The sequence below is a fragment of the Rhodococcus sp. 5G237 genome (assembly GCF_053764735.1).
The window spans coordinates 263107-285795 of the sequence record NZ_JBSNCD010000004.1 but is presented as its reverse complement, the minus strand read 5'-3'; the positions used below and the strand labels follow the sequence as shown (position 1 = coordinate 285795).

The 22689-nt window shown below is 68.4% G+C and carries 25 protein-coding genes; 11 read left to right on the top strand and 14 right to left on the bottom strand.

Annotated elements, in window-relative coordinates; genetic code table 11:
* Positions 1–64 precede the first annotated feature (64 nt).
* Both ACWPOC_RS10750 and ACWPOC_RS10745 read right to left on the bottom strand, forming a co-directional pair.
* Entirely contained in the window at positions 65–1459 is a 1395-nt protein-coding gene (locus tag ACWPOC_RS10750) for an amidohydrolase family protein (RefSeq protein ID WP_455408602.1), read from the bottom strand.
* Positions 1456–2679 (bottom strand): CoA transferase, encoded by a 1224-nt coding sequence (locus tag ACWPOC_RS10745; protein WP_455408601.1) that lies wholly within the window; start codon positions 2677–2679, stop codon positions 1456–1458. The genes ACWPOC_RS10750 and ACWPOC_RS10745 overlap by 4 nt, the downstream gene beginning before the upstream one ends.
* Before the next feature lie 58 nt (positions 2680–2737).
* On the opposite strand from ACWPOC_RS10745, the gene ACWPOC_RS10740 reads away from it, so the two are divergent.
* Both ACWPOC_RS10740 and ACWPOC_RS10735 read left to right on the top strand, forming a co-directional pair.
* Positions 2738–3787 carry an enoyl-CoA hydratase/isomerase family protein gene (locus tag ACWPOC_RS10740; RefSeq protein WP_455408600.1) on the top strand — a complete coding sequence of 350 codons (1050 nt, stop codon included), beginning with the start codon at positions 2738–2740 and terminating at the stop codon, positions 3785–3787.
* A gap of 43 nt (positions 3788–3830) precedes the next feature.
* Positions 3831–4244 (top strand): DNA-binding protein, encoded by a 414-nt coding sequence (locus tag ACWPOC_RS10735; protein WP_120280434.1) that lies wholly within the window; start codon positions 3831–3833, stop codon positions 4242–4244.
* A 72-nt stretch (positions 4245–4316) separates the two neighbouring features.
* On the opposite strand, the gene ACWPOC_RS10730 is transcribed toward ACWPOC_RS10735, so the two are convergent.
* A complete protein-coding gene (locus tag ACWPOC_RS10730; protein ID WP_455408599.1) occupies positions 4317–5336 on the bottom strand; it encodes a MaoC family dehydratase in 1020 nt (339 codons plus the stop codon).
* A gap of 5 nt (positions 5337–5341) precedes the next feature.
* On the bottom strand, positions 5342–6220 hold the full coding sequence (locus tag ACWPOC_RS10725; RefSeq protein ID WP_120280432.1) for an HpcH/HpaI aldolase/citrate lyase family protein: 879 nt from the start codon (positions 6218–6220) through the stop codon (positions 5342–5344).
* A 212-nt stretch (positions 6221–6432) separates the two neighbouring features.
* On the opposite strand from ACWPOC_RS10725, the gene ACWPOC_RS10720 reads away from it, so the two are divergent.
* Genes ACWPOC_RS10720 through ACWPOC_RS10710 form a run of 3 tightly spaced genes read left to right on the top strand, consistent with a single transcriptional unit; the run spans position 6433 to position 8838 of the window.
* Positions 6433–7584, top strand: a complete 1152-nt coding sequence (locus tag ACWPOC_RS10720) for an acyl-CoA dehydrogenase family protein (RefSeq protein ID WP_120280431.1) — start codon at positions 6433–6435, stop codon at positions 7582–7584.
* Positions 7585–7610: 26 nt separating this feature from the next.
* Positions 7611–8357 carry a GntR family transcriptional regulator gene (locus tag ACWPOC_RS10715; RefSeq protein ID WP_120280430.1) on the top strand — a complete coding sequence of 249 codons (747 nt, stop codon included), beginning with the start codon at positions 7611–7613 and terminating at the stop codon, positions 8355–8357.
* 28 nt (positions 8358–8385) lie between these two features.
* Complete coding sequence (locus tag ACWPOC_RS10710) at positions 8386–8838, top strand: MaoC family dehydratase (RefSeq protein WP_120280429.1); 453 nt, start codon at positions 8386–8388, stop codon at positions 8836–8838.
* A 3-nt stretch (positions 8839–8841) separates the two neighbouring features.
* On the opposite strand, the gene ACWPOC_RS10705 is transcribed toward ACWPOC_RS10710, so the two are convergent.
* Positions 8842–9993, bottom strand: coding sequence for a PQQ-dependent sugar dehydrogenase (locus tag ACWPOC_RS10705; RefSeq protein ID WP_120283695.1), 1152 nt, complete (start codon positions 9991–9993; stop codon positions 8842–8844).
* A complete protein-coding gene (locus ACWPOC_RS10700; RefSeq protein WP_120280428.1) occupies positions 9993–11054 on the bottom strand; it encodes an alanine racemase in 1062 nt (353 codons plus the stop codon). Before ACWPOC_RS10700 ends, ACWPOC_RS10705 begins: the two co-directional genes overlap by 1 nt.
* A gap of 72 nt (positions 11055–11126) precedes the next feature.
* Here ACWPOC_RS10700 and ACWPOC_RS10695 point away from each other — a divergent pair, with 72 nt between their 5' ends.
* From ACWPOC_RS10695 to ACWPOC_RS10680, 4 genes are read left to right on the top strand one after another with little or no spacing between them, the layout of a single operon-like run.
* Positions 11127–12947 carry an amidohydrolase family protein gene (locus ACWPOC_RS10695; RefSeq protein WP_120280427.1) on the top strand — a complete coding sequence of 607 codons (1821 nt, stop codon included), beginning with the start codon at positions 11127–11129 and terminating at the stop codon, positions 12945–12947.
* Positions 12944–13585, top strand: a complete 642-nt coding sequence (locus ACWPOC_RS10690; protein ID WP_455408598.1) for a TetR/AcrR family transcriptional regulator — start codon at positions 12944–12946, stop codon at positions 13583–13585. The genes ACWPOC_RS10695 and ACWPOC_RS10690 overlap by 4 nt, the downstream gene beginning before the upstream one ends.
* Positions 13575–14447: an alpha/beta fold hydrolase gene (locus ACWPOC_RS10685; RefSeq protein WP_183070576.1), complete on the top strand. Its 873-nt coding sequence runs from the start codon at positions 13575–13577 to the stop codon at positions 14445–14447. Before ACWPOC_RS10690 ends, ACWPOC_RS10685 begins: the two co-directional genes overlap by 11 nt.
* A gap of 4 nt (positions 14448–14451) precedes the next feature.
* Complete coding sequence (locus ACWPOC_RS10680; protein ID WP_230790592.1) at positions 14452–14925, top strand: nitroreductase family deazaflavin-dependent oxidoreductase; 474 nt, start codon at positions 14452–14454, stop codon at positions 14923–14925.
* Between the two features lie 7 nt (positions 14926–14932).
* Here the strand turns inward: ACWPOC_RS10680 and ACWPOC_RS10675 are convergent, their stop codons facing one another.
* The 6 genes from ACWPOC_RS10675 to ACWPOC_RS10650 form a co-directional block, all read right to left on the bottom strand.
* Positions 14933–15703: an ABC transporter permease gene (locus ACWPOC_RS10675; RefSeq protein ID WP_269072686.1), complete on the bottom strand. Its 771-nt coding sequence runs from the start codon at positions 15701–15703 to the stop codon at positions 14933–14935.
* A 47-nt stretch (positions 15704–15750) separates the two neighbouring features.
* On the bottom strand, positions 15751–16923 hold the full coding sequence (locus ACWPOC_RS10670; RefSeq protein ID WP_088898275.1) for an ABC transporter substrate-binding protein: 1173 nt from the start codon (positions 16921–16923) through the stop codon (positions 15751–15753).
* A complete protein-coding gene (locus ACWPOC_RS10665; RefSeq protein ID WP_172414956.1) occupies positions 16920–17660 on the bottom strand; it encodes an ABC transporter ATP-binding protein in 741 nt (246 codons plus the stop codon). Before ACWPOC_RS10665 ends, ACWPOC_RS10670 begins: the two co-directional genes overlap by 4 nt.
* Positions 17636–18685 carry an acyl-CoA dehydrogenase family protein gene (locus tag ACWPOC_RS10660; protein WP_088898274.1) on the bottom strand — a complete coding sequence of 350 codons (1050 nt, stop codon included), beginning with the start codon at positions 18683–18685 and terminating at the stop codon, positions 17636–17638. The genes ACWPOC_RS10665 and ACWPOC_RS10660 overlap by 25 nt, the downstream gene beginning before the upstream one ends.
* A 7-nt stretch (positions 18686–18692) precedes the next feature.
* Entirely contained in the window at positions 18693–19208 is a 516-nt protein-coding gene (locus ACWPOC_RS10655; protein WP_016694511.1) for a DUF4242 domain-containing protein, read from the bottom strand.
* Between the two features lie 114 nt (positions 19209–19322).
* Positions 19323–19373, bottom strand: a complete 51-nt coding sequence (locus tag ACWPOC_RS10650; RefSeq protein ID WP_404817807.1) for a hypothetical protein — start codon at positions 19371–19373, stop codon at positions 19323–19325.
* A 96-nt stretch (positions 19374–19469) separates the two neighbouring features.
* On the opposite strand from ACWPOC_RS10650, the gene ACWPOC_RS10645 reads away from it, so the two are divergent.
* Positions 19470–20105 (top strand): TetR/AcrR family transcriptional regulator, encoded by a 636-nt coding sequence (locus ACWPOC_RS10645; protein WP_455408597.1) that lies wholly within the window; start codon positions 19470–19472, stop codon positions 20103–20105.
* Between the two features lie 27 nt (positions 20106–20132).
* On the opposite strand, the gene ACWPOC_RS10640 is transcribed toward ACWPOC_RS10645, so the two are convergent.
* The gene (locus ACWPOC_RS10640; RefSeq protein ID WP_455408596.1) at positions 20133–20459 is read right to left on the bottom strand and encodes a PDGLE domain-containing protein; all 327 of its coding nucleotides are present in this window, start codon (positions 20457–20459) and stop codon (positions 20133–20135) included.
* Positions 20383–21249 (bottom strand): energy-coupling factor ABC transporter permease, encoded by an 867-nt coding sequence (locus ACWPOC_RS10635; RefSeq protein ID WP_455408595.1) that lies wholly within the window; start codon positions 21247–21249, stop codon positions 20383–20385. Before ACWPOC_RS10635 ends, ACWPOC_RS10640 begins: the two co-directional genes overlap by 77 nt.
* 133 nt (positions 21250–21382) lie before the next feature.
* On the opposite strand from ACWPOC_RS10635, the gene ACWPOC_RS10630 reads away from it, so the two are divergent.
* On the top strand, positions 21383–22609 hold the full coding sequence (locus ACWPOC_RS10630) for an acyl-CoA dehydrogenase family protein (RefSeq protein WP_120280421.1): 1227 nt from the start codon (positions 21383–21385) through the stop codon (positions 22607–22609).
* Positions 22610–22689 lie beyond the last annotated feature (80 nt).

Genomic DNA, 22689 nt, shown 5'->3' with positions numbered 1-22689 from the left:
TACCGTCCTGGTCATCTGCTACGGCAATGTCGTTGGTTGTCAGGATGGCCGAAGTTGTAGCGGATCAGGCGTGGTGGACGACGCGACCGGCGATGACGGTCGCGCGGACCGCATCTGCGGTCGGTGCTGCGAGGGCCTCGGCCAGGGGGCGGTCGAGCAGGACGAGATCGGCCGGCGCGCCGACCCGCACGCGACGGGCAGCACCACCGGGATCGTCGAGCGGGGCCAGATACCGGTCGAGCGCGGTCGCGGCAGGGATGCGTTCGTCCACTCCGACGACCTCACCGGTCGGGCACGTGCGGGAGACCGCGGCGGAGATCACCGCCCACGGGTCGGCGGGGCCGTAAGGGGCGTCGCTGGACAGCGCGACCGGCACGTCGCCGTCGAGGAGACTCCTGCAACGGTAGAGGTCGGGCAGGTCGACGGCGGGCACGTCGCGGAGATAGGCGTCGCCGCGGTCGGTGAGGAAGCCTGGCTGGGTGACGACCTGCAGGCCCAGGCGCCTCAGGTCGTCGATCGACTCGGCCGGGATGAGGGCGCCGTGTTCGATGCGGTCGCCGGGGACGGTGCCCACCTCGGTGAGGACGGCGAGCAGGATCGCGAACGCCTCGCGACTGACGCAGTGCACCGCCACCCCGCGACCCGCATCGTGGGCGCGGCGGATCGTCGTCGCGAGGTCGTCGAGGTCGGGCAGTCCGGAGTCGGCGAGCACGATCTTGTACGGGCCGGCGGCGAACGTCTCGGAGTCGACGAAATCCAGTGGTGCACCGAGAAGTCGGATGTGTTGCGGGACTGATCCGTCGACGTGGGAAGCGTGGAGGTGTTCGAGGGTCGACGGGGTGAGGTCGGGCGTCGCGTCGGTGAGGCCGGTGATGCCGTAGGACGCCAGTTCGACGCCCACATCTGCGAGCGACGGAGGGCCGGTGTCGGGTAGCCGGTCGCGGAGCCATGTGTCGGCGCGCCATACCCGTCCTGTCGGATGTCCCTTCTCGTCGCGTTCGACACCGGGGTGATCAGCGGTCGCGAGGCCCGTGAGCCCGGCGGCAATGGAGTTCAGGAACCACACTGCGCCACTGCGATGTTGGATGCGCACGGGACGCTCGGCGTGCAACGCATCGAGCGAGATGGAATCCAGCAGACCCGCAACGTCTTCCGAATACCCGACGCCCCGGATCCATCCGTCGCCGGCCGCGCGTGCGAGTGTGCGGGCGAGTTCGTCGGCGGTGCGGACGGCAGGCGGACCACAGCGGACCGATGCGCGGTCGGCCGCGAGAGCGTGCAGGTGGATGTGGTGGTCGTGCAGGCCCGGAAGCAGTGCGCCTCCACGGCCGTCGACGACGTCCGCAGACGTGGGCACCGGCACGTCCGACCCAATGGCTGTCACGACTCCGTCGCGGATGAGGACATCGGTTCCGCCGACGCCGTCGATCTCGACGTCGCGGACGACGAGGACGCTCACGACCGGATGCCCAGATCGGTGAGCACGCGCTGGGTGTCGCGTCCGGATTCGGCGACGTCACCGGAGATTTCACGCTTCTGCGGTTCGGTGACGGCAACGCCACCGTCCGCTGTCTGCAGCACCCACTGCTCGCCCTCGCGGATGGCGGGTTGCGAGATGGCCGTGGGTTCGTCGAGAGTCGCCGCGACGACAGCGGACATCGAGATGTCCCAGAGCTTTCCGCGCCCGTCGGGTGGCGCCGACATGGCCAGCGCAGCGGCGGTGAGACCCGTGAGGGGATCGGCGATCGCATCGCCGACGAAGACGGGACCCTCTGCGTCGTAGGCGATCAGGCCGGCGGAGGCCGCGATGTCGTCGCCGAAACCCACGCGGTGCGAACCCCGTCCGTGCGCGGTGATCGAGATCCACGTGGTGCCGTCGTCGACGGCCTTCACCGCGTCGAGGCCGAAACCGGCGAGTGCCCGCGGTCTCGACGCTTCGATCACGATGTCGGCCGCTGCCACCAGTTCCGCGAGTTCGCGTCGCTGCGTGGGATCGTTTGGGTCGAGCACGACGGATTCGTGTCCGCCGTGCAGGAGCCGGTAGAAGTCGGCATTGCCGCGACGCGCACCGTCCGGCCGCGACGGTGTCTCGACCTTGACGACGTGCGCACCGGCGAGACCGAGCAGATGCGCGCACAACGGGCCGGCCCACAGGGCGCTGAAGTCGACGACGAGCAACCCGTCGACCGAACGGGGTTCCGACGGCGTCAGCGGAGCGGCGACGCCGTGGACGACAGGACCCGCCGCGATCCCGAGCAGTTCGGCTCGCTCGGCCAGCTCCGCCCCGGTGTGTTCGACGAGCCAGTCGGCGACGGAGGGCCACGGATCGTCGGGGATCTCGTCGCCGATCAGGGCGCCGAGCAGGAGCGGGTCGTCGGGACGCGCGCACGAGACCGCCGCCCACCCGTCGATCGTCGGCAGCAGACGACACGCACCTCCGGCCGAGACCGCCCCACCGCGACGATGACCGGTGAACGCGGCACGCTCGGACAACAAGCGCGCACCGTCGACCTCGACGACGCCCCCGGAGGCGGCGGCGATCCACGTGGAGCGCTCGCGCGCAACAGTGGCGGCACGGCCGGGAGGAAGCAGTGGGGGACCGTCGACTCTGCCGGTCAGGGAGGCGATTCCGCTGTCGGCCCAGTCGCGTACCGGGTCTGCGGCGAGGTCGGTGGCCACGACCGTGATGTTACATTTCGTGCCGGATGGGGCCTGGTGGAGTACAAGGACGGACCATATGGACACGGCACGAGCGATGCTTCTCTCTGCTGCGGATCTGGCGAACGGCGCGGCGGGAGAGCCCCTTCTCGGTGAGGGCGGTGTGGTCTCCCGGCCGATGGTCGTCGTCGATCTCGACGGAGACATTCCCCTGATCGAGCGTGCCGTCGAACAGGCCGCGCTCGCCGACCGGATCCTCGTCGGCCGCGCGACCCGTGAGGTTCCCGCCGGGGTCCGGCCGTTGATCGACGCGCTCGACCTCACCTACGCGCCGGTCGCTTCGTCCCGCGGCGTGGTGGAGACACCGGACCCGGATGCGAGCATCGCCGCCTTCGCCGAGGCGGTCGCCGCGAACCCGCAGGCCGCGCTGGTGGCACGGCAGGTCGTGCGGGCCTCGGAGACGCTCGCGGTGCCGGAGGCGATCGACGTGGAGTCGCTCGGCTACTCGACGCTGCAGGGCGGACCCGAGTTCGCCGCGTGGCTTGCCGGACGCGGCCCGCGCCCGCTGCCTCCGCCCTCGGACGAACCGGTGCTGATCGCCCGCGAGGGCGACCTCCTGCACATCACCCTCAATCGGCCCGAGCGCCGCAACGCCTACGGAACGGTGCTGCGCGACGCTCTTGTGGACGCTCTGCGCCTCGCGGTCGTCGACGACAGCATCGAACGGGTGGTGCTCGACGGGGCGGGGTCGTCGTTCTGCGCCGGAGGTGATCTCGACGAGTTCGGCCGCACTCCCGACATCACGCTCGCGCACTTCGTCCGCACGCGTGGGGGAGCGGGTCGTCTCGTTGCGCAGCTCGCCGGTCGCATGGAGGTGCGGTTGCACGGTCACTGCATCGGTGCAGGGATCGAGATCCCGGCCTTCGCGGGCCGGGTGGTCGCGACTCCCGGCACCGTCTTCCGTCTCCCGGAGGTCTCGATGGGTCTCATCCCCGGGGCCGGGGGGACGGTCAGCATCCCGCGGCGGATCGGCCGGTGGCGGTCGCTGCACCTGTTCGTCACGGCTGCGCCCCTCGACGCCTCCCGCGCACTCGACTGGGGATTGGTGGACGAGATCCGCGACATGTGAACAAACTGTTGACAACAACTTGTTCACACGCGATCCTGGATTCATGTCCGAGGACGGCTTCACCCCACCGAATCCGAGTCGCGAACGCGCCCATCGTGAGTACGCGGGCCTGTTCCGAATCGCCGAACGGCACGGCAGTACTCCTGAGCAACGGGCCAGGCAGTCGCACCCCGAGATGCTCGACCCGCTCGGCGCCATCCGTCTCGTCGCGGCACTGGCGGGCGGCGTGCACAGTCCCGGCCCCGACGAACCCGAGGTCGACGACGCCGACGTCATCGCCGCGCTCGGCCTCGTCCCGAAGGCGCGCGCCGAGATGGACCAACTCGAGGCGCTGATCCTCCGGATCGCGCGGGAACGCGGGATGACCTGGCAGGAGATCGCCTTCGGCCTGGGCCTGGGAAGCACCCAGGCGGCCCGGCAGCGCTACGAACGCCTCGTCAAACGGGTCGACGCATAACGACGAAACCGACGTTGTGCACGATTTCTCAAGGGATTTCGCGCACAACGTCGGTCTCGGCAGCGGTGGCCGTCAGGCCATGAGAGCGGTGAACCGCCAATCCAGCACGGGCGCCGGCTCGGCATCACCGCGGTCGCTATTCGCGGCACCGCCGCGGTGTGCGTAGACGAGCGACCGCAGGTTCAGCACGCCACCACCCTCCGCGAGGGGCTCGGCGGATTCGACGTGCAGGTCGCTGGTGAGGGTGTCGCCCTCCTGCACCGGACCGGTGTGGTCGCACGACTTCCAGCCCAGCACCGTCACGAGATTCGGCAGAGCGCGGGTCGCCTGTGAGAAGGCCAGGCCGATGGTGTGGCCGCCGTAGACGAGACGACCGGATGCGCCGACCCGCTCGTCGTGGTGCGTCGCCGCGATGTTGAGGCTCAGGCGCGCGAGTTCCGGTGCGCTCGAGACGACGTCGCCGCTGGACTGCAGCACGGCACCGGCGAGGGACTTGTCGAAGTGCTCACCCGGCACCTTCGAGCGGTAGACATCCAGATCCCAGTCGGCGGGCGCGGACCACTGCGTTTCGTCCTGCGGTCCGATGGCCGACAGGTCGTCGGAGTGCACGACGCGGTCGGGGTCGGGATTCTCGCTCAGCGGCAGCATCGCGCAGCGGTAGAAGTCGAGGACGGTGTTGCCGTCCTGGTCGACGGTGTTCATGCGCAGCGCCGCGAGGCCGGTGGGTTTGCGTCCGGGCTTGGCCGAATTCTCCTTCAGCCCCACGACTTCGGTGGTGGTGTAGAGGGTGTCGCCGATGTGCGGGAAACGACGGAAACGCAGGCCGCGGTAGAAGAGGTTGGCCTTGACGTGGTGTGTGACGAGCGTGGACTGCCCGATCGCGATGTCGGTGACGAAGCCGGCGTGTGCGACCGGCCCGCCCGCGACGGCGGTCGAGAGGTGCTTGTCGAGCGGAAGACGCAGGCGGTCACCGAGAATGCTCTGGTGCGCGGCGGCGAGGCCGTCGGTGAGCGTCACGGCGGGGGCGGTGTCGAAGACCTGACCGACGGTCAGTTCGTCGAAATAGGGTCCGCCGACGTACGAGGTGGTCATGGCTTTCAGGCTCCGATCTTCGACAGTGTGCGACGGGCGGCGACGGCGACGGCCTCGTCGAGCATCTGGCCGTCGAGCTGGGCAGCTCCGGCGCCGCGGTTCTCGGCTTCCTCGAGTGCGGCGAGGACCTTGCGGGCGGCGTCGACCTGATCGTCGGTGGGGGTGAAGGCCGCTGCGGCAGAGGTGATCTGCGCAGGATGGATGACCCACTTGCCGTCGAATCCGAGATCGGACACCCACTGCGCCGAGTGACGGAAGGCGTCGTCGTCGGCGATGCCGAGGAACGGTCCGTCGATCGCCTGGACACCGGCGGCCCGGGCGGCGTGCAGTACGCGGTCCTGGACGTAGAGCCAGTGCTCGGGGGCGGCGGTGCGGGCGCGGCCCAGTGAGGCGCCGAGGTCGGCGTAACCGATGATCACGCCGGCCACCCGGGGACCGGCGACGATCTCGTCGATGCGCTGCACGCCGGCGGGGGTCTCGATGAGGGCCTGCACCGTGACGGTCGACTCGCTGCCGAGGATGCGGTCGGCCTCGACGAGATCGTCGGCGCTCTCGACCTTGGGAATCACGATCGAGGCGAGGGCGTCGCCGAGTGCGGCGCACGCGCGCAGGTCGTCCTCGAACCAGGGGGTGCCGCGTCCGTTGATACGAACGGAGACGGTGCGCGTGGCGCCGTGTTCGCGGACCAGGGGAGCCACGAGTTCGCGGGCGGCGTCCTTCTGGGCGGCGGTGACGGCGTCCTCGAGGTCGAGGACGACCTCGTCGGCGGCGGAGGCGAGGGCCTTACCGGCTTTGCGTTCGTCGGAGCCGGGGGCGACGAGAACGGCGCGCCGGCGGAGGTGTTGCTCGGAAGACACGGGGACCTCGGGGAGTTCGGTCGGCAATGACGGCGCTAAATGTACGGCCATTGTTGGCGGTATGCCACCCCACGGAGAGGTGTGCTCATAGGAAGGTGCAGTCGTTCGTATCGTCGAAAACTTTGCAATCACGACGTCGAATGGCGGTCTTCGCGTTGACAACGTCCGAACTTGGTCCACAAAATGGCCGTACAAAGTTTCCCGGGTCCGTATGGCCCGTCCCAAGCGAAGGATGCCCCGTGACCTACCTGAACGACGAAGAGACTTTTCTGGTCAAGACCGTCCGCGACTTCATCGATCGGGAGGTCAAGCCGTCGGTGCAGGAGGTCGAGCACGCCAACGAGTACCCCGAGAAGTGGATCGAGCAGATGAAGCAGATCGGCATCTACGGGCTCGCCGTGCCCGAGGAGTACGGCGGATCGCCGGTGTCGATGCCCTGCTACGTCCAGGTCACCGAGGAACTCGCCCGCGGATGGATGTCGCTGTCGGGTGCGATGGGAGGGCACACCGTCGTCGCGAAGCTGCTCGCGTTGTTCGGTACCGAGGAGCAGAAGAGCAAGTACCTGCCCAAGCTGGCCACCGGTGAGATCCGCGCGACGATGGCGCTCACCGAGCCCGGCGGTGGCTCCGACCTGCAGGCGATGACCACCACCGCCAAGCGGGACGGCGACGAGCTGGTCATCAACGGCGCCAAGACGTGGATCACCAACGCCCGTCGGGCCGGCTTGATCGCCCTGCTGTGCAAGACCGACCCCACCGCGCAGCCGCGCCACAAGGGCATCTCCGTGGTGCTCGTCGAGCACGGCCCGGGCCTGACCGTCTCGCGCGACCTGCCCAAGCTCGGCTACAAGGGCGTCGAGTCGTGCGAGCTGAGCTTCGACAACTACCGCATCTCCGCCGACGCGATCCTCGGCGGTGAGCCCGGCAAGGGCTTCGCCCACATGATGAAGGGCCTCGAGACCGGCCGTCTGCAGGTCGCCTCCCGCGCCCTCGGTGTCGCGACCGCCGCACTCGAGGATTCGCTCGCCTACGCGCAGCAGCGCGAGAGCTTCGGTCAGCCGATCTGGAAGCACCAGTCCATCGGCAACTACCTGGCGGAGATGGCCACCAAGCTCACCGCGGCGCGGCAGCTGGCGCGTTACGCGGCGGAGAAGTACGACAGCGGCGAGCGCTGCGACATGGAGGCCGGCATGGCCAAGTTGTACTGCTCGGAGATCGCGATGGAGATCGCCCTCAACGCGGTACGCATCCACGGCGGTTACGGCTACTCCACCGAGTACGACGTCGAGCGTTACTTCCGCGACGCGCCGCTGATGATCGTCGGCGAGGGCACCAACGAGATCCAGCGCAACGTCATCGCCGGCCAGCTCGTAGCACGCGGCGGACTGTGACGACCGGCCGCTAGGATCGGTCCGTCATGGACTACAAGGTGCGGGAAACGGAACCGGCGTACGCGCAACTCGCGCGCCAGCTCCGGGAGGCCGTCGAGGCGGGACGGTACAGCGACGGCACACGGCTGCCCACGGAGGCCGAACTCGCCGAGGAGCACGGCGTGAGCCGGCAGACGGTGCGTCGCGCCTTCCAGGATCTCGTGGCCGACGGCATCGTCTACCGCGTTCCCGGCCGCGGCACCTTCGCGAACGAGTCGGGCCGGCGCTACCGGCGCCAGCTCGGCTCGATCGAGGATCTGCTCGCGTTGTCGGCCGACACGGTCATGCAGATCGTCTCGCCGCTGCGACGCGGAGTCGACATCGACGCCGCGAGCCGACTGCGTCTCGACACCGACGTGCTGTACACGGCGGTGTTCAAGCGACTGCACGACGGAATCCCGTTCGTGCTCACCACGGTTCACCTGCCCGAACCTGTCGCCGCGCACGTACTCGAGTCGCCGGAGCTCCAAGCGGGAGCGTCCAGCCGGAACACGATGATCGGGCTGCTCGAACCGCATCTCGACAGCCCGATCGTCGAAGCAGCACAGTCCATCACGGTCGCGCTCGCCACCGACCAGGTGGCGAGCGAGCTGAACTGCGAAGTGGGACATCCCCTGCTGCGCGTCGACCGGTTGTACTCGAACGACGACGGGGTGCCCACCGAGTTGTCGGTGAGTTACTTTCTGCCCGAGCATTACACCTATCGCGTCACCCTCAGGCGAGCCGGTCTCTGACCGTCGCCGCACATCGACAGGAGCAACAATGCGGGTTTTCAACGGAATCGACGAGGTCGAGAAGGCCGTCGGCGAGCACCTCGGCTACAGCGACTGGATCGAGATCGACCAGAAGCGCATCGACCTGTTCGCCGAGGCCACCGGCGATCACCAGTGGATCCACGTCGACCCCGAGCGCGCGAAGGACGGCCCGTACGGCAAGACCATCGCCCACGGTTATCTGACCCTGTCGCTGCTGCCGGTCCTCGGCACCCAGATCTTCTCCCTCGAAGGCCTGAAGATGAAGGTCAATTACGGCAGCAACAAGGTTCGTTACCCCGCGCCGGTCCCCGTCGGCTCGCGGATCCGTGCCGGCGCGGAGTTCAAGTCGCTCGAGCGCACCGCCAAGGGTGCGAACCTCGTCGTCGGATACACCATCGAGACCGAGGGTGGAGAGCGCCCGGCGCTGGTCGCCGAGACGGTCGTCGTTCTCGTCCCCTGATCGTCAGGAGATCTCGATCCGGAGGATGCGATCGTCGTCGCCGGCCGGGCTGCCGCGACCGTCTCGATTGGACGTCGTCAGCCACAGTGAGCCGTCCGGCGCGGCGACGACGGTCCGCAATCTTCCGTACTCGCCGACGAAGAAGTCGGTCGCGGTTGCTGCGGTGTCCTGAACATCGATGCGCCACAGTCGTTCTCCGCGCAGGCCTGCCATCCAGAGGCTGCCGCCGAACCACGCCAGGCCCGACGGCGACGCCTGCGAGACCGGCCAGGTGAGAACCGGATCGACGAATTCGCCGGAGCCCCCGGCTCCTTCGACCACGGGCCAGCCGTAGTTCGCGCCCGCCGCCACGAGATTCAACTCGTCGACGTCGTTCTGCCCGAATTCCGACGCCCACAACCGTCCCCGGTCGTCGAACGCGAGTCCTTGTACGTTGCGGTGACCGAGCGAGTACACCGGCGATGCCGGATCGGGATTGCCGGACGCGGGTTCGCCGTCGCCCGTGATGCGAAGGATCTTGCCGCCGAGCGAATTCGGATCCTGCGCCAGTTCGCGGCGGCCCGCCTCACCGGTCGCGACGTACAGCATCCCGTCGGGACCGAAGATCATCCGCCCGCCGTCGTGGATCCGGGCGGCCGGGATGCCGTCGAGGATCACCTCCGGTTCGGTGAGCGTGGTGCCGTCGAAAACGGCTCGAAGTACCCGGTTGTCGCTGGCGGTGGTCGCGTAGAGATAGACGAAGCGGTCGGTGTCGAAGGTCGGCGACACCGCGATCCCCAGCAATCCCGACTCGCCCTGCGCGAGGGTCTCGCCGACGCGGCCCACCTCGCGGACCTCGCCGTCGGTGATCTCGACGATCCGGCCACTGTTGCGTTCGGTGACCAGCGCGGAACCGGTGGGCAGGAAGGCGATCCCCCACGGCGTGTCGAGTCCGGACGCCACGGTCCCGACCACGCGGGGCACCCCGTCCACCCTGTCCGCCCCACCGGCTCCGGACACCGCGGAGGCGGTTGCGTCCGTGACGGTCTCGGTGGCCGCCGCCCCTGTGGTGGTCGTCCCTGTGATGGTCTCGGTATCCGGCGCGGTCGATTCGGACGCGCACGCACTCAGCGGCAGTACCACCGCCGCGGTCAGGCAGGCCAGACGTCTGCGCATCACGTCGTACATCCTCGCGCGACCACCCGCCAGGTGTCCACCACTTCATCGTTCGAGATCACGATCAGTTCGTCCGCGAGGTTCACGGCATTGCAGACGTGGTTGGGAATCACCCGGACCCTGTCGCCGAGTCGTGGGCGGGTCGACGCCTCCGGCCACTGAACCGTCGCGTGGTGCTCCGACAGTGCCGTGGTGCGTGCGTCCGGTTCCCCGAGGATGCGTCCGTACCCCGTGGCCCACGCGGCCCGGTCGGCGCCGAGCACCTTGGAACCGGCATCGAGCACGACCACCTCGTCGCGAGCGGACACGACGGTCGCCAGGGCGGTCAGCGCGATGTCGGATTCGCTCACCGCGCCGAGTTCGAGTTGCTGGGCGTCGCCGAAGACGTATACCCCGGGGCGCAGTTCGGTTGCGACCGTGGGTACTTCGAGAAGAGCAGTGGGGGAGGAGCCACCACTGATCACGGACGGCTCGATCCCGGCTGCTCGTAGCGACTCCGCGGCGGCCGCCAGAGCGTCGGCTTCCTCCCGGGCGGCGCTGCCCGGCGCGTCGGGTGCGTACGAGTGGCCGGGAAAGGTGAAGACACCGCGCACGTCGAGGCCTGCCTCACGCGCCGCCGACGCCACGGCTCCGGCCTGCTCGGGCAGCACGCCGGTGCGATGGTGGCCGCTGTCGATCTCGACGAGCACACCGATCGCCGTGCCGGCGTGCTCGACGAGTTGCCGGGCTCCGGTCGCCGAATCGATCCCGACCGTGAGGCGCACCCGGTCGGCCAGCGCACGCAACCGTGCACCGCGGGCGGCGTCGACCCACAGCGGATACGCGATGAACAGGTCGTCGAAGCCCTCTTCGATGAAGACCTCGGCCTCGGAGACGGTCGCAACCGTGAGACCTCGGGCTCCCGCGTCGAGCTGGCGTCGTCCGATCTCGGAGCACTTGTGCGTCTTCGCGTGGGGTCGCAGCGACAGGCCTCGCGAGGCAGCGGACTGCGCCATCCGCGCGATGTTGCGATCGAGGATGTCGCGGTCGACGAGCAGTGCCGGAGTGGTGTCGAGATCCATGGCCGAACCGTAGACCGTCGGAACCGGAAATTTAGAGAGTGCGCGACCTCTTTTTCGTGTTACCCTCGCGCCATGAGTGGTGTGGATCACAATCATGGGGATTTCGACGTCATCGTCCGAGGGGGTCTCTGGTTCGACGGGACGGGCGCGCCCGGCGTCGTCCGCAACCTCGGCATCCGCGACGGGGTCGTCGTCACCGCGACCTCCGAGAGCCTTCCCGCCGGCCCGGACACCGAGGTCGTCGACGCGCACGGCCGCTGGGTGATGCCCGGCTTCGTCGACACCCACACCCACTACGACGCCGAAGTGCTCGTGGGTCCGGGTCTGTCCGAGTCGGTGCGGCACGGCGTCACGACCGTGCTCATGGGCAACTGCTCGATCTCGACGGTGTTCGTGCCGCCGGTCGACGCTGCCGACCTGTTCAGCCGCGTCGAGGCACTTCCGCGCGAGCACGTCCTCTCGGCCCTCGAGAAGTCCAAGACCTGGAGCACGCCGCGCGAATACATCGAGGCGCTGAACAAGCTGCCGCTCGGCCCGAATGTGACGGCCTTCGTGGGACATTCGGACGTCCGCGCGTCGGTGATGGGACTCGGACGCTCCACGGAGTCGGCGAACCGCCCGACCCGCGCCGAACTCGCCGACATCGACGCGCGTGTCGAGGACGCCCTCGACGCGGGCTTCCTCGGAGTGTCGACGATGACGAACCCGTGGGACAAGATGGACGGCGACCGTTACCGCTCGCGCACCCTGCCGTCGACCCACGCGTCGTGGTCGGAATTCCGCCGCCTGCACAAGATCCTGCGCCGACGCGGTCGCATCCTGCAGGCCGTGCCGAACCTCAACACCAAGTACGACGTCGCGTTCTTCGCCCTCGCCAGCACGGGCATCGGACGCAAGCCGATGAAGGCGTCGGTGCTCGCCGCGGCCGACACGAAGGCCGAACGGTGGGTCAACCGCATCTTCGGTCCGATCGCGTTCGCGGCCAATCGAATCGGCAAGGGTGCCTTCCGCTGGCAGCACCTGCCCACGACCTTCGAGGTGTACTCCGACGGCATCGACCTCGTCGTCTTCGAGGAGTTCGGATCGGGTCGTGCCGCACTGCATCTGCAGGACGAACTCGTCCGCAACGACCTGCTGCGCGACGAGGCCTACCGTCGCTGGTTCCGGCAGGACTTCGAGAAGAAGTTCTCACCCCGCGTGTGGCACCGCGACTTCGACGACACCCGGATCGTCGAATGCCCCGACGCCTCGCTCGTCGGCCGGTCGATCGGTGACGTCGCGCGCGAGAGGAAACTGCACCCGGTCGACACCTTCCTCGACCTCGTCGTCGAGCACGGCCGGAAGTTCCGGTGGCACACCGTGATCGCCAACGACCGCAGCAAGGTCGCCGACCGGCTCATCCGCACCCCCGGCGTCACCGTGGGATTCTCGGATGCCGGCGCCCACCTACGGAACATGGCCTTCTACAACTTCGCGATCTGCCTGCTGCGCCGCGTCCACGACGCCGAGAAGGCGGGCAAGCCGTTCCTCACGCTGCCCGAGGCCGTCCACAAGCTCACCGGCGAACTCGGCGACTTCTACGGAATCGACGCCGGCCACCTGCGGGTGGGCGACCGCGCCGACTTCGTCGTCGTCGATCCTGCCGGGCTGAACGCCGATGTCGACGCCTACCACGAGGCTCCGCTCGAGGAGTTCGGCGGAATCCGCCGCATGGTCGACCGCAACGATCGCGCCGTGACGGCGACGGCGGTCGCCGGCCGGGTGGTCTACCGCGAGGGTGAGTTCGTGCCCGGCTACGGACGCACCGTCGGCACCGGCCGGTTCCTGAGCGCGGGAGTGGAGGAACGTGGACCCGCGCCGATCCGCACCCCGGCGGGTGAGCCCGTCGCGTGAGCGCACCCGCAGTACGCCGCACCCAGCAGGAGCGCAGGGAGGAGACGATCGGTCGCATCCTCGACGCGACCATCACCTCCCTCGCCGAGCTCGGCTACACCGCGACGACGATCGGTGAGGTGTGCCGGCGCTCGGGGGTGTCGTCGGGTGGGGTGTTCCGGCACTTCCCGACGCGTCTCGACCTGATGATCGCGGCGGCCGATGCGGTCCGGGAACGCCAGTTCGCGAACTTCGAGGCCGGCCTCGCGGCGCTCGGTGACGAGCACGCGGACATCTCCGAGTCGCTGCGGGTGTGCCTCGAACTGCTGCGCACCGCCTGCCGGGCGCCGATGAACGCCGCCTGGTACGAACTGCTCGGCGCGGCGCGCACCGATCCGGCGCTGCGGGAGCATCTGGCGCCGATGGCCGAGCGCTACCACGCCCAGATCGTCGATTTCGGCAGGTCGCTGCCGGTCGCGGCCCGGTTCCCGTCCGACGTCTTCGACACCCTGCTGCTGTCGCTCGTGCACATGTTCGACGGCGAAGCGCTGGCGTCGACGGTGCATCCGCAGCCGGAATTCGACGTGCAACGGATCGAACTGATGGCCCGGATGTTGGCGCTCGTCACATCTGACATAAGTTCGGGTGATGAGCAATAACGGATCTGCTCCTCAGTGGTTCGTCGACGCCCTGGCCGCACCCGTCGAGACCGGGAAGGTCGAGGCAGCGGGTGCGACCATCGCCTTCCGGGCGTGGGGCGAATCCGGTCTGCCGGGCGTCGTGCTGGTCCACGGCGGCATGGCGCATTCGGGGTGGTGGGACCACATCGGCCCGCAGCTCGCCGCCGGACGTCGCGTCGTCGCTCTCGATCTGAGCGGTCACGGCGACAGCGACCACCGCGAGCACTACACCCTGGAAGCGTGGTCCGCGGAGGTTCTCGCCGCGGCCCGGGCCGGCGGTATCAGCGGTCCGCCGGTCCTCATCGGCCACAGCATGGGCGGGATCGTGTCGTTCGCGGCCTCCCATCTCCACGGCGACGAACTTGCCGGTGTGGTGATCATCGATTCGCCGATCCGCGACATGACGCCCGAGGAACTCGAGATGCGCGCGAAGGCCGTCGCGAACGCCGGACCGCCGAAGGTCTACGCCGCGGCGGAGGACGCCGTCGCACGGTTCCGCCTCGTGCCGCCGCAGGACGACGCCGAACCCTACGTGCTCGAGCACATCGCCCGCGGGTCGCTGAAGCAGGTCGACGGCGGCTGGTCGTGGAAATTCGACAATCTCCGCATGGGACGTGAGGGGCGCCGTAGCCTCGAGGTGATGAATCCGGGATGCGCCGTCGCCTACTTCCGCTGCGAACGCGGCATCATCGACGACGCGCTCTACGGGCGGATCGTCGATAATCTCGGCCCTGATGCGTTGCTGATCGATCTTCCGGCTTCCGGCCACCATCCGATGATCGATCAGCCGCTGGCCGTCGTCGCTGCAGCCCGAACGCTGCTGGGAGCCTGGGGGAGATAGCCGCATGAATCCGCTCCGACCGGTCGCTGTCCGTATCGGAGCGTTGCCGTGGCTGCCGCGGTATTCACGGCCGATCATCGCGGTGGACAAGACCATCCAACGGCTCACACGCGGCAAGGTCACCCTGCTCGCGATCGCGGGACTTCCGTCGCTCGTGCTCACCGTGAAGGGCCGCAAGACCGGGGAGCCGCGGTCCACACCGTTGCTGTGCGTGCCGCACGACGGGGGATGGCTCGTGGTGGGCTCGAACTGGGGGCACCCCAAGGCGCCGTCCTGGGCCGTCAACCTGCGTGCGGCCGACCGCGCGCAGGTGCTGTACGACGGGCACGAATACGCGGTGTCGGTGCGGATCGCGGAGGGCGACGAACGCGAGCGGCTGTGGCAGGTGCTGCTGCAGACGTGGCCGAACTACGCGCTGTACGCGAAGCGCACCGACCGGGTGCTTCCCGTCTTCGTGCTGACGCCGCTCGAGTCCTGACCTCAGATCAGAGCGGACGGTCGGCTTCCTCGACGCTCACCGGCTTACGCCGTTCGCGCAGCAGGTGCCGCGCCGCCCAGTCGAGCCAGAACCCGAGGAAGCCGATCACGACGATCACGGCCATGACCTGGTCGTAGGCGAGCTGGTCGCGGGCGTTGAGGATCTGGTAGCCGAGACCGGACCGCACGCCGAGCATCTCGGCAGGCACGAGCACGACCCACGCGATACCGAGGCCGACCCGCAGACCGGTCTGCACCTGCGCGCGGATGGCCGGTAGGACGACGGTGGTGAGCAGTTCGAGACGCGTCGCGCCGAACGAGCGGGCGACCATCAGATAGCCCTGGTCGATGCCGTGCACCCCGGCAGCCGTGTTGATGACGATCGGCCAGATCGCGGCGGCGGCGATGAGGAAGAAGACCGGCTGGTGCCCGATGCCGAACAGCGCCACGGCGATGGGCGCCCAGGACAGCGGCGAGATCATCCGCAGGAACTGCATGATGGGCATCGTCGCGCGCTCGACGAGCGGGTTGAGTCCGATCAGCAGCCCGAGCGGGATGCCGAGCGTCGCGGCGATCAGCAGACCCACCAGCAACCGCCACAGACTCGCGAGGGTGTCGGGCAGCAGCACGCCGCGTGCGAACAGATCGACGATCGCCGGGAAGACGTACTGCGGGGCGAAGTCCCGCACGAGCGAATCCGGCGCGACGAGCACCGTCGTCACGAGCCACCACAGAGCCACGGCGATGACGATGGCGACGGCCTGGGGGACGAGAGGCAACTGCCGGGCGGTGCGGGCCGTCTCCGGCGCCGTGCTGGTCGGGGCGCTCACGAAGGATCGACCTCCTCTGTGCGGGTGAGATCGGCGGGAAGGCCGAAGGCATCGGTGCCGTCGACGCGGGTGAGGGACGTGCGGACGAACCGGTCGTCGACGAGGTCGTCGTGCACGGTCGCAGGGTCGAGGCGCGAGAGGAACCGCGTGTCGCCGTCGACGACGGTGTCGTGCATCGCCTCGATCAGCGCCGCGGTGAAGGTCGGGAAGGGGAACGGCTGGTAGCCGATGCGCTGCGGTTGCCACTGCGGGTGCACCGTGCCGGCCTCGCGATCGGGATAGGTCAGCGCCTTCGTGATCGCGGGCAACGGCTGCGGCAGGTATCCGGCGGACAGCATCGCGGCCGCGGCCGGACGGTCGGCGCCGATCTGCAGCTGGGCGGAGACCACGGAGTCGGTGAGGGCCTGCACGGCGACGGGGTCGCGTTCGATCAGGTCCTCGTGCACGAGCAGGGCGCAGCACGCGTGGTCGCGCCACACATCGCCGAGGAAGCGGTGGATCCGCCCCACCCCGCGAACCTCCGCCGCGGCGTTGAACGGATCGGCGACCGTGAACGCGGCGATCGAGCCGTTCGCCAGGGCCGGGATCATGTCGGACGGACCCATGACGACGAGACCCACGGTGCGCGCGGACTTCGACGGCGCCTCCCGCACGACCGGTGTCAGTCCGTGCGCCCGCAGCAGCTGCTGCAGGGCGATGTTGTGGATCGACCACCAGAACGGGATGGCCACCGTCTGCCCGGCGAGATCGCTCAGATCGGTGATGTGCGGGGCGACCGTCAGCGCCGAGCCGTTGGTGTGGTTCCAGCCGAGGATCCGCACGGAACTGCCGAGGCTGTACCGCAACTGGACGGCCATGGGCATGAGCAGGTGCACGACGTCGACGCGTCGGCTGATGAAGGCCTCCGCCAGCGATGCCCAGCTTCGGAAGAGCACCGGCTTCGCGGAATCGACGACGCCGGTGGGATACAGACTCGACCCGTGCGCGACGAGCAGCGGCGCGGCGTCGGTGATCGGCAGGTAACCGATGCGCAACTGCCCCGTGCGGTTGGCGCGGTCGGTGGTCGCGGTGCGCGCGAGGTCGATCGTGCCGGCGATACCACCGGCAGCCGCGAGGCCGAGCGCACCGCGCATGAGGGTGCGACGGCTGAACAGGCCCGAATCGGTCATGTCGCGGACAGCGACGAATCGCGGTAGTGCGCCAGGATGGCCGGACGCAGCGCGTCGCGGTCGAGCGCCGACATGCCGCCGAGCGTCCATTCCTGCTGCACCACGCCCGAACTCCCGAACAGTGCGATGCGGTCGGCGAGTTCGAGCGCCTCGTCGATGTCGTGCGTGACGAGGACCGTCGTGAAACCGAGATCGCGCGCGAGTTCGCCGAGCCACGACCGCAGATCGGAACGGGTGGCCGGGTCGAGGGCGCTGAACGGCTCGTCGAGCAGCAGCAGTCGCGGACGCACCGCGACGGCGCGGATGACGGCGATACGCTGGGCCTGACCACCGGACAGCTGGTCGGGGTAGTAGCCGGCGAGCGCGGAAAGGCCGAAACGCTCGAGGAGCGAATCGGCGTAGGCGGTGTCGAACCGCTCGCGGTGCGCGGCGAAACGTCCACCGAAGGCGATGTTCTCGCGCACGGTGAGCCACGGCATCAGGAAGGGCTGCTGGAAGACCATTCCGGTGTGCGGACGGTTGTCGCCCTCGGTGTCGGGCCAGTCGACGGAACCGCGATCGAGGTGATCGAGACCCGCGACGATCCGTAGCAGCGTCGACTTGCCGCTACCGCTGCTGCCCAGCACGACGAGGAACTCGCCGGTCGCGATATCCAGGTCCACCCCCTGGAGGACCGGGCTACGGCGGCCGGCGAAACTCTTGTATCCGTTCGTTATTCGTACTGCGACAGTTCCCACCGAAGCTGTCCTTCCGACGGCGATTGAATGGGCAGGAAGGCCGCCTCCCGGAATCGGCGGTTGGTGGCGCTGGCCGTCGCGTATCCGGCGCCGCCGCGCAGCGTCGCCTCGAGGCGGGTCGCGGCGACCGCGACCACCGAACCGTCGAGACGCAGACGGATGAACTCCGCGGGAGCGATCGAGGCGGGATCGGTGGCGAAGCGGTACAACCGCTCGCGCAGCGACTCGTAACGCGCCGAAAGTTCTTCGTACTCACCGGTGAACTGCTCGCCGAGTCCGTGCAGACGGCCGGCCGCCTCCGTGAGCGACGCGCGTGCGATGCCGACGCAGAACGACGTCTGCAACATCATGAAGGTCGGCCGGATCGAACCGCAGAAGTTCGCGAGATCCTCGGTGAGGATGTGCGACTGCGGAATCCGCACACCGTCGAACTTCAGCGAGGTCGACGACGTGGCACCGAGCGCGAGCAGTTCGGGCGAATCCGCGATGGTGATGCCCTCGGCATCGGCGCGGACCACGGCGACGAGGCGATCGCCGTCGGCGGTGCGGGCCGGGAAGACGATCACCGAGTCGGGAAAGACGTTGGACGCCCAGTGGATCGGACCGGTGACGGTGATGCCGTCGTCGGTCCGTTCGGCGACGAGGGGCAGTTCGCCGAGGCCGGCGAGATGCTTGAGGGCCGCGGCCATGGCGGTGACGCCGATCGTGCGACCGGATGCGAGGTCGTCCCGATAACGATCGCGCAGGAACTGCGGTGCGCGGTCGATGTATTCGAGCGCCATGCGCTGCGCCCACAGCGAGAAGCCGACGGTGAGCGATTCGCCGGCGACCTCGTCGATGACCGCGACCATCTCGGAGAGACACTCCCCGTCCAGCCCCTTGCGGAGCAGGCCGAGCTCACCCGTGCGGGCGATGTCGGTGCGGATGTCGGTTTCTCCGCGATCGAGAGCAGCGGCGCGATCGCGTACGAATTCTGCGATCGCCGCGCGCTGTTGCTCGCTCGCTCGGTCAATGGCCGCGGTCATCGGATGATTATCCTTCGAGGGAGTGGAGACGGTCGATGGGCGTGCTGACGACCTCGCGGGCACGCACGACGGCGGCCTCGTCGGGGGCGTTGTAGAAGCACAGGCACTTGTCCATGTCCTCGCGGACGTAGGTGCGCAGGAAGCTCACCTCGGGGACGTCGGCGTACTTCGGCGAGTTCGCCTTCTTGCGCGCGAGGTAGGTCTCCATGTCGATCGTGTCGGGGATGTCCCATTCGACGAGGTAACCGGCCTCGGGGCGGGTGGCCTTGATCTGGTCGAGCTCGGCGCCGACGAGACGGACCTCGTTCGGGCCGACGATCTCGGCGACATCGAGGGAGGCCGACTCGAGCTGCGCGGGGCGGCACGCGTCGAACTCGGCGATCGCGAAGACGCGCGTGCCACCGGTGGTGACCTGCGATTCGATCAGTTCGCCGCCCGCGGCGACGACAGCATCGTCGAAGGCCTTGATGGCAGCCTCGGCCTGGCCTTCGGTGGGGACGAGTTCGTAGAGATACAGCGACATGGGGTCACCTTCCGGGAAAGCGGGTTGGAACTGTGACCGGTCCGGGCACGACGGGGCGCCGTTTCGTCTTCGGACGGGGCGACTACGGCATGCGGTGCACGCAGACGAGGCCGGTCAGAGAGTGGAGCGACAACACGCAGCAGTCGACACCCGCACGAGATCCACGTGCAGGCGGCGAGTCAGAAGGCTGTGTGTCACGTGCTCCACCGTACTGTGAATAGAACGGTCTGTCTATCGCGCCCTGTCCGTTACGCTGGGTACGTGCGTACGTTCGTCGAGAGTGAATCAACCGGCACTCCGAAGGGCACGGCCGGTCCGAAGGGGAAAGCCGAGGGATCGCCGTCCAAGCCCTCACCCGCCACACGCCTGCTCGACACCGCGAGCGCGCTCTTCGCCGAGCACGGCATCCGCGCGGTGGGCATCGACCGCATCCTCGCCGAGGCCGGCGTCGCCCGCGCGAGCCTCTACTCGTCGTACGGGTCGAAGGATGCACTGGTGCTCGCCTATCTGCACGACCTCGACCGGCGCGACCGGCAGCGGTGGCACGCTGCCGTCGAACCGCTCGACGATCCGATCGCGAAGATCCTCACCTTCTTCGATCTCGCGATGCAGTCGGCGCCGAAGAAGAACTTCCGGGGATGCCAGTACGCCAACGCTGCGACGGAGTTTCCGCAGGAACCACTCGAACCGGTACTCGCGCACCGGGAATGGCTGAACTCGACGCTCGTCGAACTGCTCGGTCTCGCCGGGGTGTCCGAGTTCGAGGCGGTGGCACGGCGCGTGCAGCTGATCTACGACGGTGCCCTGTCGGGCAGCAAGTTCGAGCACTCGGTCGAGCCCATCCGGTTCGGTAGGGAGATGGCTGCGGCGACCATCGAGGCGCACCTCTCCCGCTGATCCGTGCCGCCGCGGCAGCCTGCGGACTCAGCCCGCAGAGCTGCTCCGTTGCTGCGTGCGCTGCTCGGCGGTGGTCTTCGCCGGCCGCGGCACGAGAGCGCGGAAACACACGCTGGCCAGGACGAAGGTGCCGAGCGTGCCCAGCACCGCGGCCACGCCCGTCGAACCGGGGCGGTCGTCGATCGTGTAGTCGGCCAGCGCGCTGTCGGCGAGCCGGTGTTCCTCGACGTCCCGGGCCATACAGTCGCCCGTGAGATCCTCGGCGAGCGAGTCGATCTCACAGCCCCGCGTGGTGGCCACCTCGAGAGCACCGGGGGTGTCGACGGCGAGCGGCGCGACGATCCCCGCGACCACGAGCGAGGTGAACGCCAAACCGATGAACAGCGTCCCCTGAGCGCGTGGACGAGGAGGAGGGGGCGGAGACGTGGTCGCGTCGAGAGGATTGACCGGCAGTCGCGTGAGCTGGACGGATTCCGGGGAAGACCCGCGCGACGGCGAGCACGACGGCGGCCGTCACCACACCCTCGACCAGCCCGACGGGAATGTGCGTCGCATAGAGGAATCCGATGTTCGACACCGGCACCGCAAAGGTGCCTCCGAGGGCGTACTCGACGACGAAACCCGTCACGGCCGCAAGGACCGAGACGAACCCCCCGACGAACGAGACCAGGCCGAGCATGACGAACCGCCGCACACCGCGGTGCTCACACAGCGCACGCAGCGCCGTCGCGGTGAGGAAACCGGCGGCGATGGCGACGAGCACCATGTTGGTGACATTGGCGCCCAGCGCCGACAGGCCGCCGTCGGCGAAGACGAAGGCCTGCACCACGAGGACGATCGTCAATGCGACCGCCCCCACGAACGGGCCGAGCAGGATCGCCGCGAGTGCGCCGCCCACGACATGGCCGCTGACGTCCGGCAGCACCGGCACGTCGACCACCTGCAGGGCGAACAACAGGGCGCAGACCGCCGCCGCCGTCGGCACCGACCTCTTGTTCAGGTCGCTGCGTGCGTACCAGGCGGCGATGCTGACCCCGATCACGGCGATGACGAAGAACCACGCGGACGCGCGGTCGGCGATCAGGCCGTCGCCCATGTGCAGGGCGAGGACGTCCGTGCCGGCAAACCCACTCGAATCGACCATCTCCGATGTCCCTCTCGCCGACGGAGCGCTCTGCGGCGAAGGCTAGTACCGGCACGCTGTACGTGGAGCGTTTTCGGATGCCCAGTGGGACGAAAGGCCGGGACGGAATCGACACCTGTTCTATGTTCGGTGCATGTACGAGTGGTCCGACACAGACCTCATGTTCCGCGACGCACTTCGCGGTTTCATCGAGAAGGAAATCCGTCCGCACGTCGACAGTCTCGAGTCGGGAGAATTGCCGCCGTACGACATCATCCGGAAGTTGTACGCGACTTTCGGCATCGACGAGATGGCGCGTGAGTCACTCGAACGGGCCCTCGCGAAAGAGGAACGCGGAGAGAAGCCTTCGGGATCGTCCGGGGGTACCGGCGGTTCTCCAGGGATGGCGGCGTTGCTCAACATCGAGATCGCCGGGGTGAGTCTCGGGCTCATCGCCTCGCTGGGTGTCAGCCTGGGCCTGACGGCGGGCACGATCCGCAGCCGCGGCACCCTCGCGCAGAAGAAGCGGTGGCTGCCCGAGCTGGTGACCTTCGAGAAGGTCGGTGCGTGGGCGATCACCGAACCCGATTCGGGTTCCGATGCGTTCGGCGGGATGAAGACGACGGTGCGCCGCGACGGGGAGGACTACATCCTCAACGGCCAGAAGACCTTCATCACCAACGGTCCGTACGCCGACGTGATCATCGTGTACGCGAAGCTCGACGAAGGCGACCCCTCGGTGGATCGCCGCGACCGCAAGGTGCTCGCATTCGTGCTGGACAAGGGCATGGAGGGGCTCACCCAGAGCCCGCCCTTCAAGAAGATGGGCATGAACTCCTCGCCGACGGGCGAGTTGTTCTTCGACAACGTGCGCCTGACCCGCGACCGGCTGCTGGGGGAGACCGAGGAGGGCGGTCGCAGCGACGGCAAGGACAGCGCGCGCGAGTCCTTTGCCACCGAACGCATCGGCATCGCCTATCTGGCCCTGGGCATCATCGAGCAGTGCCTGAAACTGTGCACCGAGTACGCGAAATCGCGGAAGCTGTGGGGCAAGGAGATCGCACAGTTCCAGTTGATCCAGCTCAAGCTCGCCGAGATGGAGATCGCGCGGGTGAATGTCCGCAACATGGTCTTCAGCGCGATCGAGCGCGCGCAGGCGGGGAAGCCGGTGAGCCTGTCGGAGGCGTCGGCGATGAAGCTGTACTCGTCGCGGGCGGCGACCGAGGTGGCGATGGAGGCCGTGCAACTGTTCGGGGGGAACGGGTACATGGCCGAATATCGTGTCGAACAACTTGCACGTGATGCGAAATCGCTGATGATCTACGCGGGTAGCAACGAAATTCAAGTAACACATATCGCGAAGGGATTGCTTACACAGTAATCCCTGCGTACGGCCGCTCGAAATTCGCAAACGGGACAATTTTCGGATGGGGGATGACAATTCCCCCGCTGTGTCGACTA

Coding starts and splice junctions, on each gene's coding strand:
- ACWPOC_RS10710 (WP_120280429.1), top strand. CDS start 8,386: ATGCGGGTTTTCAACGGAATCGACGAGGTCGAGAAGGCCGTCGGCGAG.
- ACWPOC_RS10635 (WP_455408595.1), bottom strand. CDS start 21,249: ATGGTCGATTCGAGTGGGTTTGCCGGCACGGACGTCCTCGCCCTGCAC.
- ACWPOC_RS10715 (WP_120280430.1), top strand. CDS start 7,611: ATGGACTACAAGGTGCGGGAAACGGAACCGGCGTACGCGCAACTCGCG.
- ACWPOC_RS10655 (WP_016694511.1), bottom strand. CDS start 19,208: ATGTCGCTGTATCTCTACGAACTCGTCCCCACCGAAGGCCAGGCCGAG.
- ACWPOC_RS10705 (WP_120283695.1), bottom strand. CDS start 9,993: ATGCGCAGACGTCTGGCCTGCCTGACCGCGGCGGTGGTACTGCCGCTG.
- ACWPOC_RS10695 (WP_120280427.1), top strand. CDS start 11,127: ATGAGTGGTGTGGATCACAATCATGGGGATTTCGACGTCATCGTCCGA.
- ACWPOC_RS10730 (WP_455408599.1), bottom strand. CDS start 5,336: ATGACCACCTCGTACGTCGGCGGACCCTATTTCGACGAACTGACCGTC.
- ACWPOC_RS10740 (WP_455408600.1), top strand. CDS start 2,738: ATGGACACGGCACGAGCGATGCTTCTCTCTGCTGCGGATCTGGCGAAC.
- ACWPOC_RS10630 (WP_120280421.1), top strand. CDS start 21,383: ATGTACGAGTGGTCCGACACAGACCTCATGTTCCGCGACGCACTTCGC.
- ACWPOC_RS10685 (WP_183070576.1), top strand. CDS start 13,575: ATGAGCAATAACGGATCTGCTCCTCAGTGGTTCGTCGACGCCCTGGCC.
- ACWPOC_RS10680 (WP_230790592.1), top strand. CDS start 14,452: ATGAATCCGCTCCGACCGGTCGCTGTCCGTATCGGAGCGTTGCCGTGG.
- ACWPOC_RS10660 (WP_088898274.1), bottom strand. CDS start 18,685: ATGACCGCGGCCATTGACCGAGCGAGCGAGCAACAGCGCGCGGCGATC.
- ACWPOC_RS10670 (WP_088898275.1), bottom strand. CDS start 16,923: ATGACCGATTCGGGCCTGTTCAGCCGTCGCACCCTCATGCGCGGTGCG.
- ACWPOC_RS10735 (WP_120280434.1), top strand. CDS start 3,831: ATGTCCGAGGACGGCTTCACCCCACCGAATCCGAGTCGCGAACGCGCC.
- ACWPOC_RS10700 (WP_120280428.1), bottom strand. CDS start 11,054: ATGGATCTCGACACCACTCCGGCACTGCTCGTCGACCGCGACATCCTC.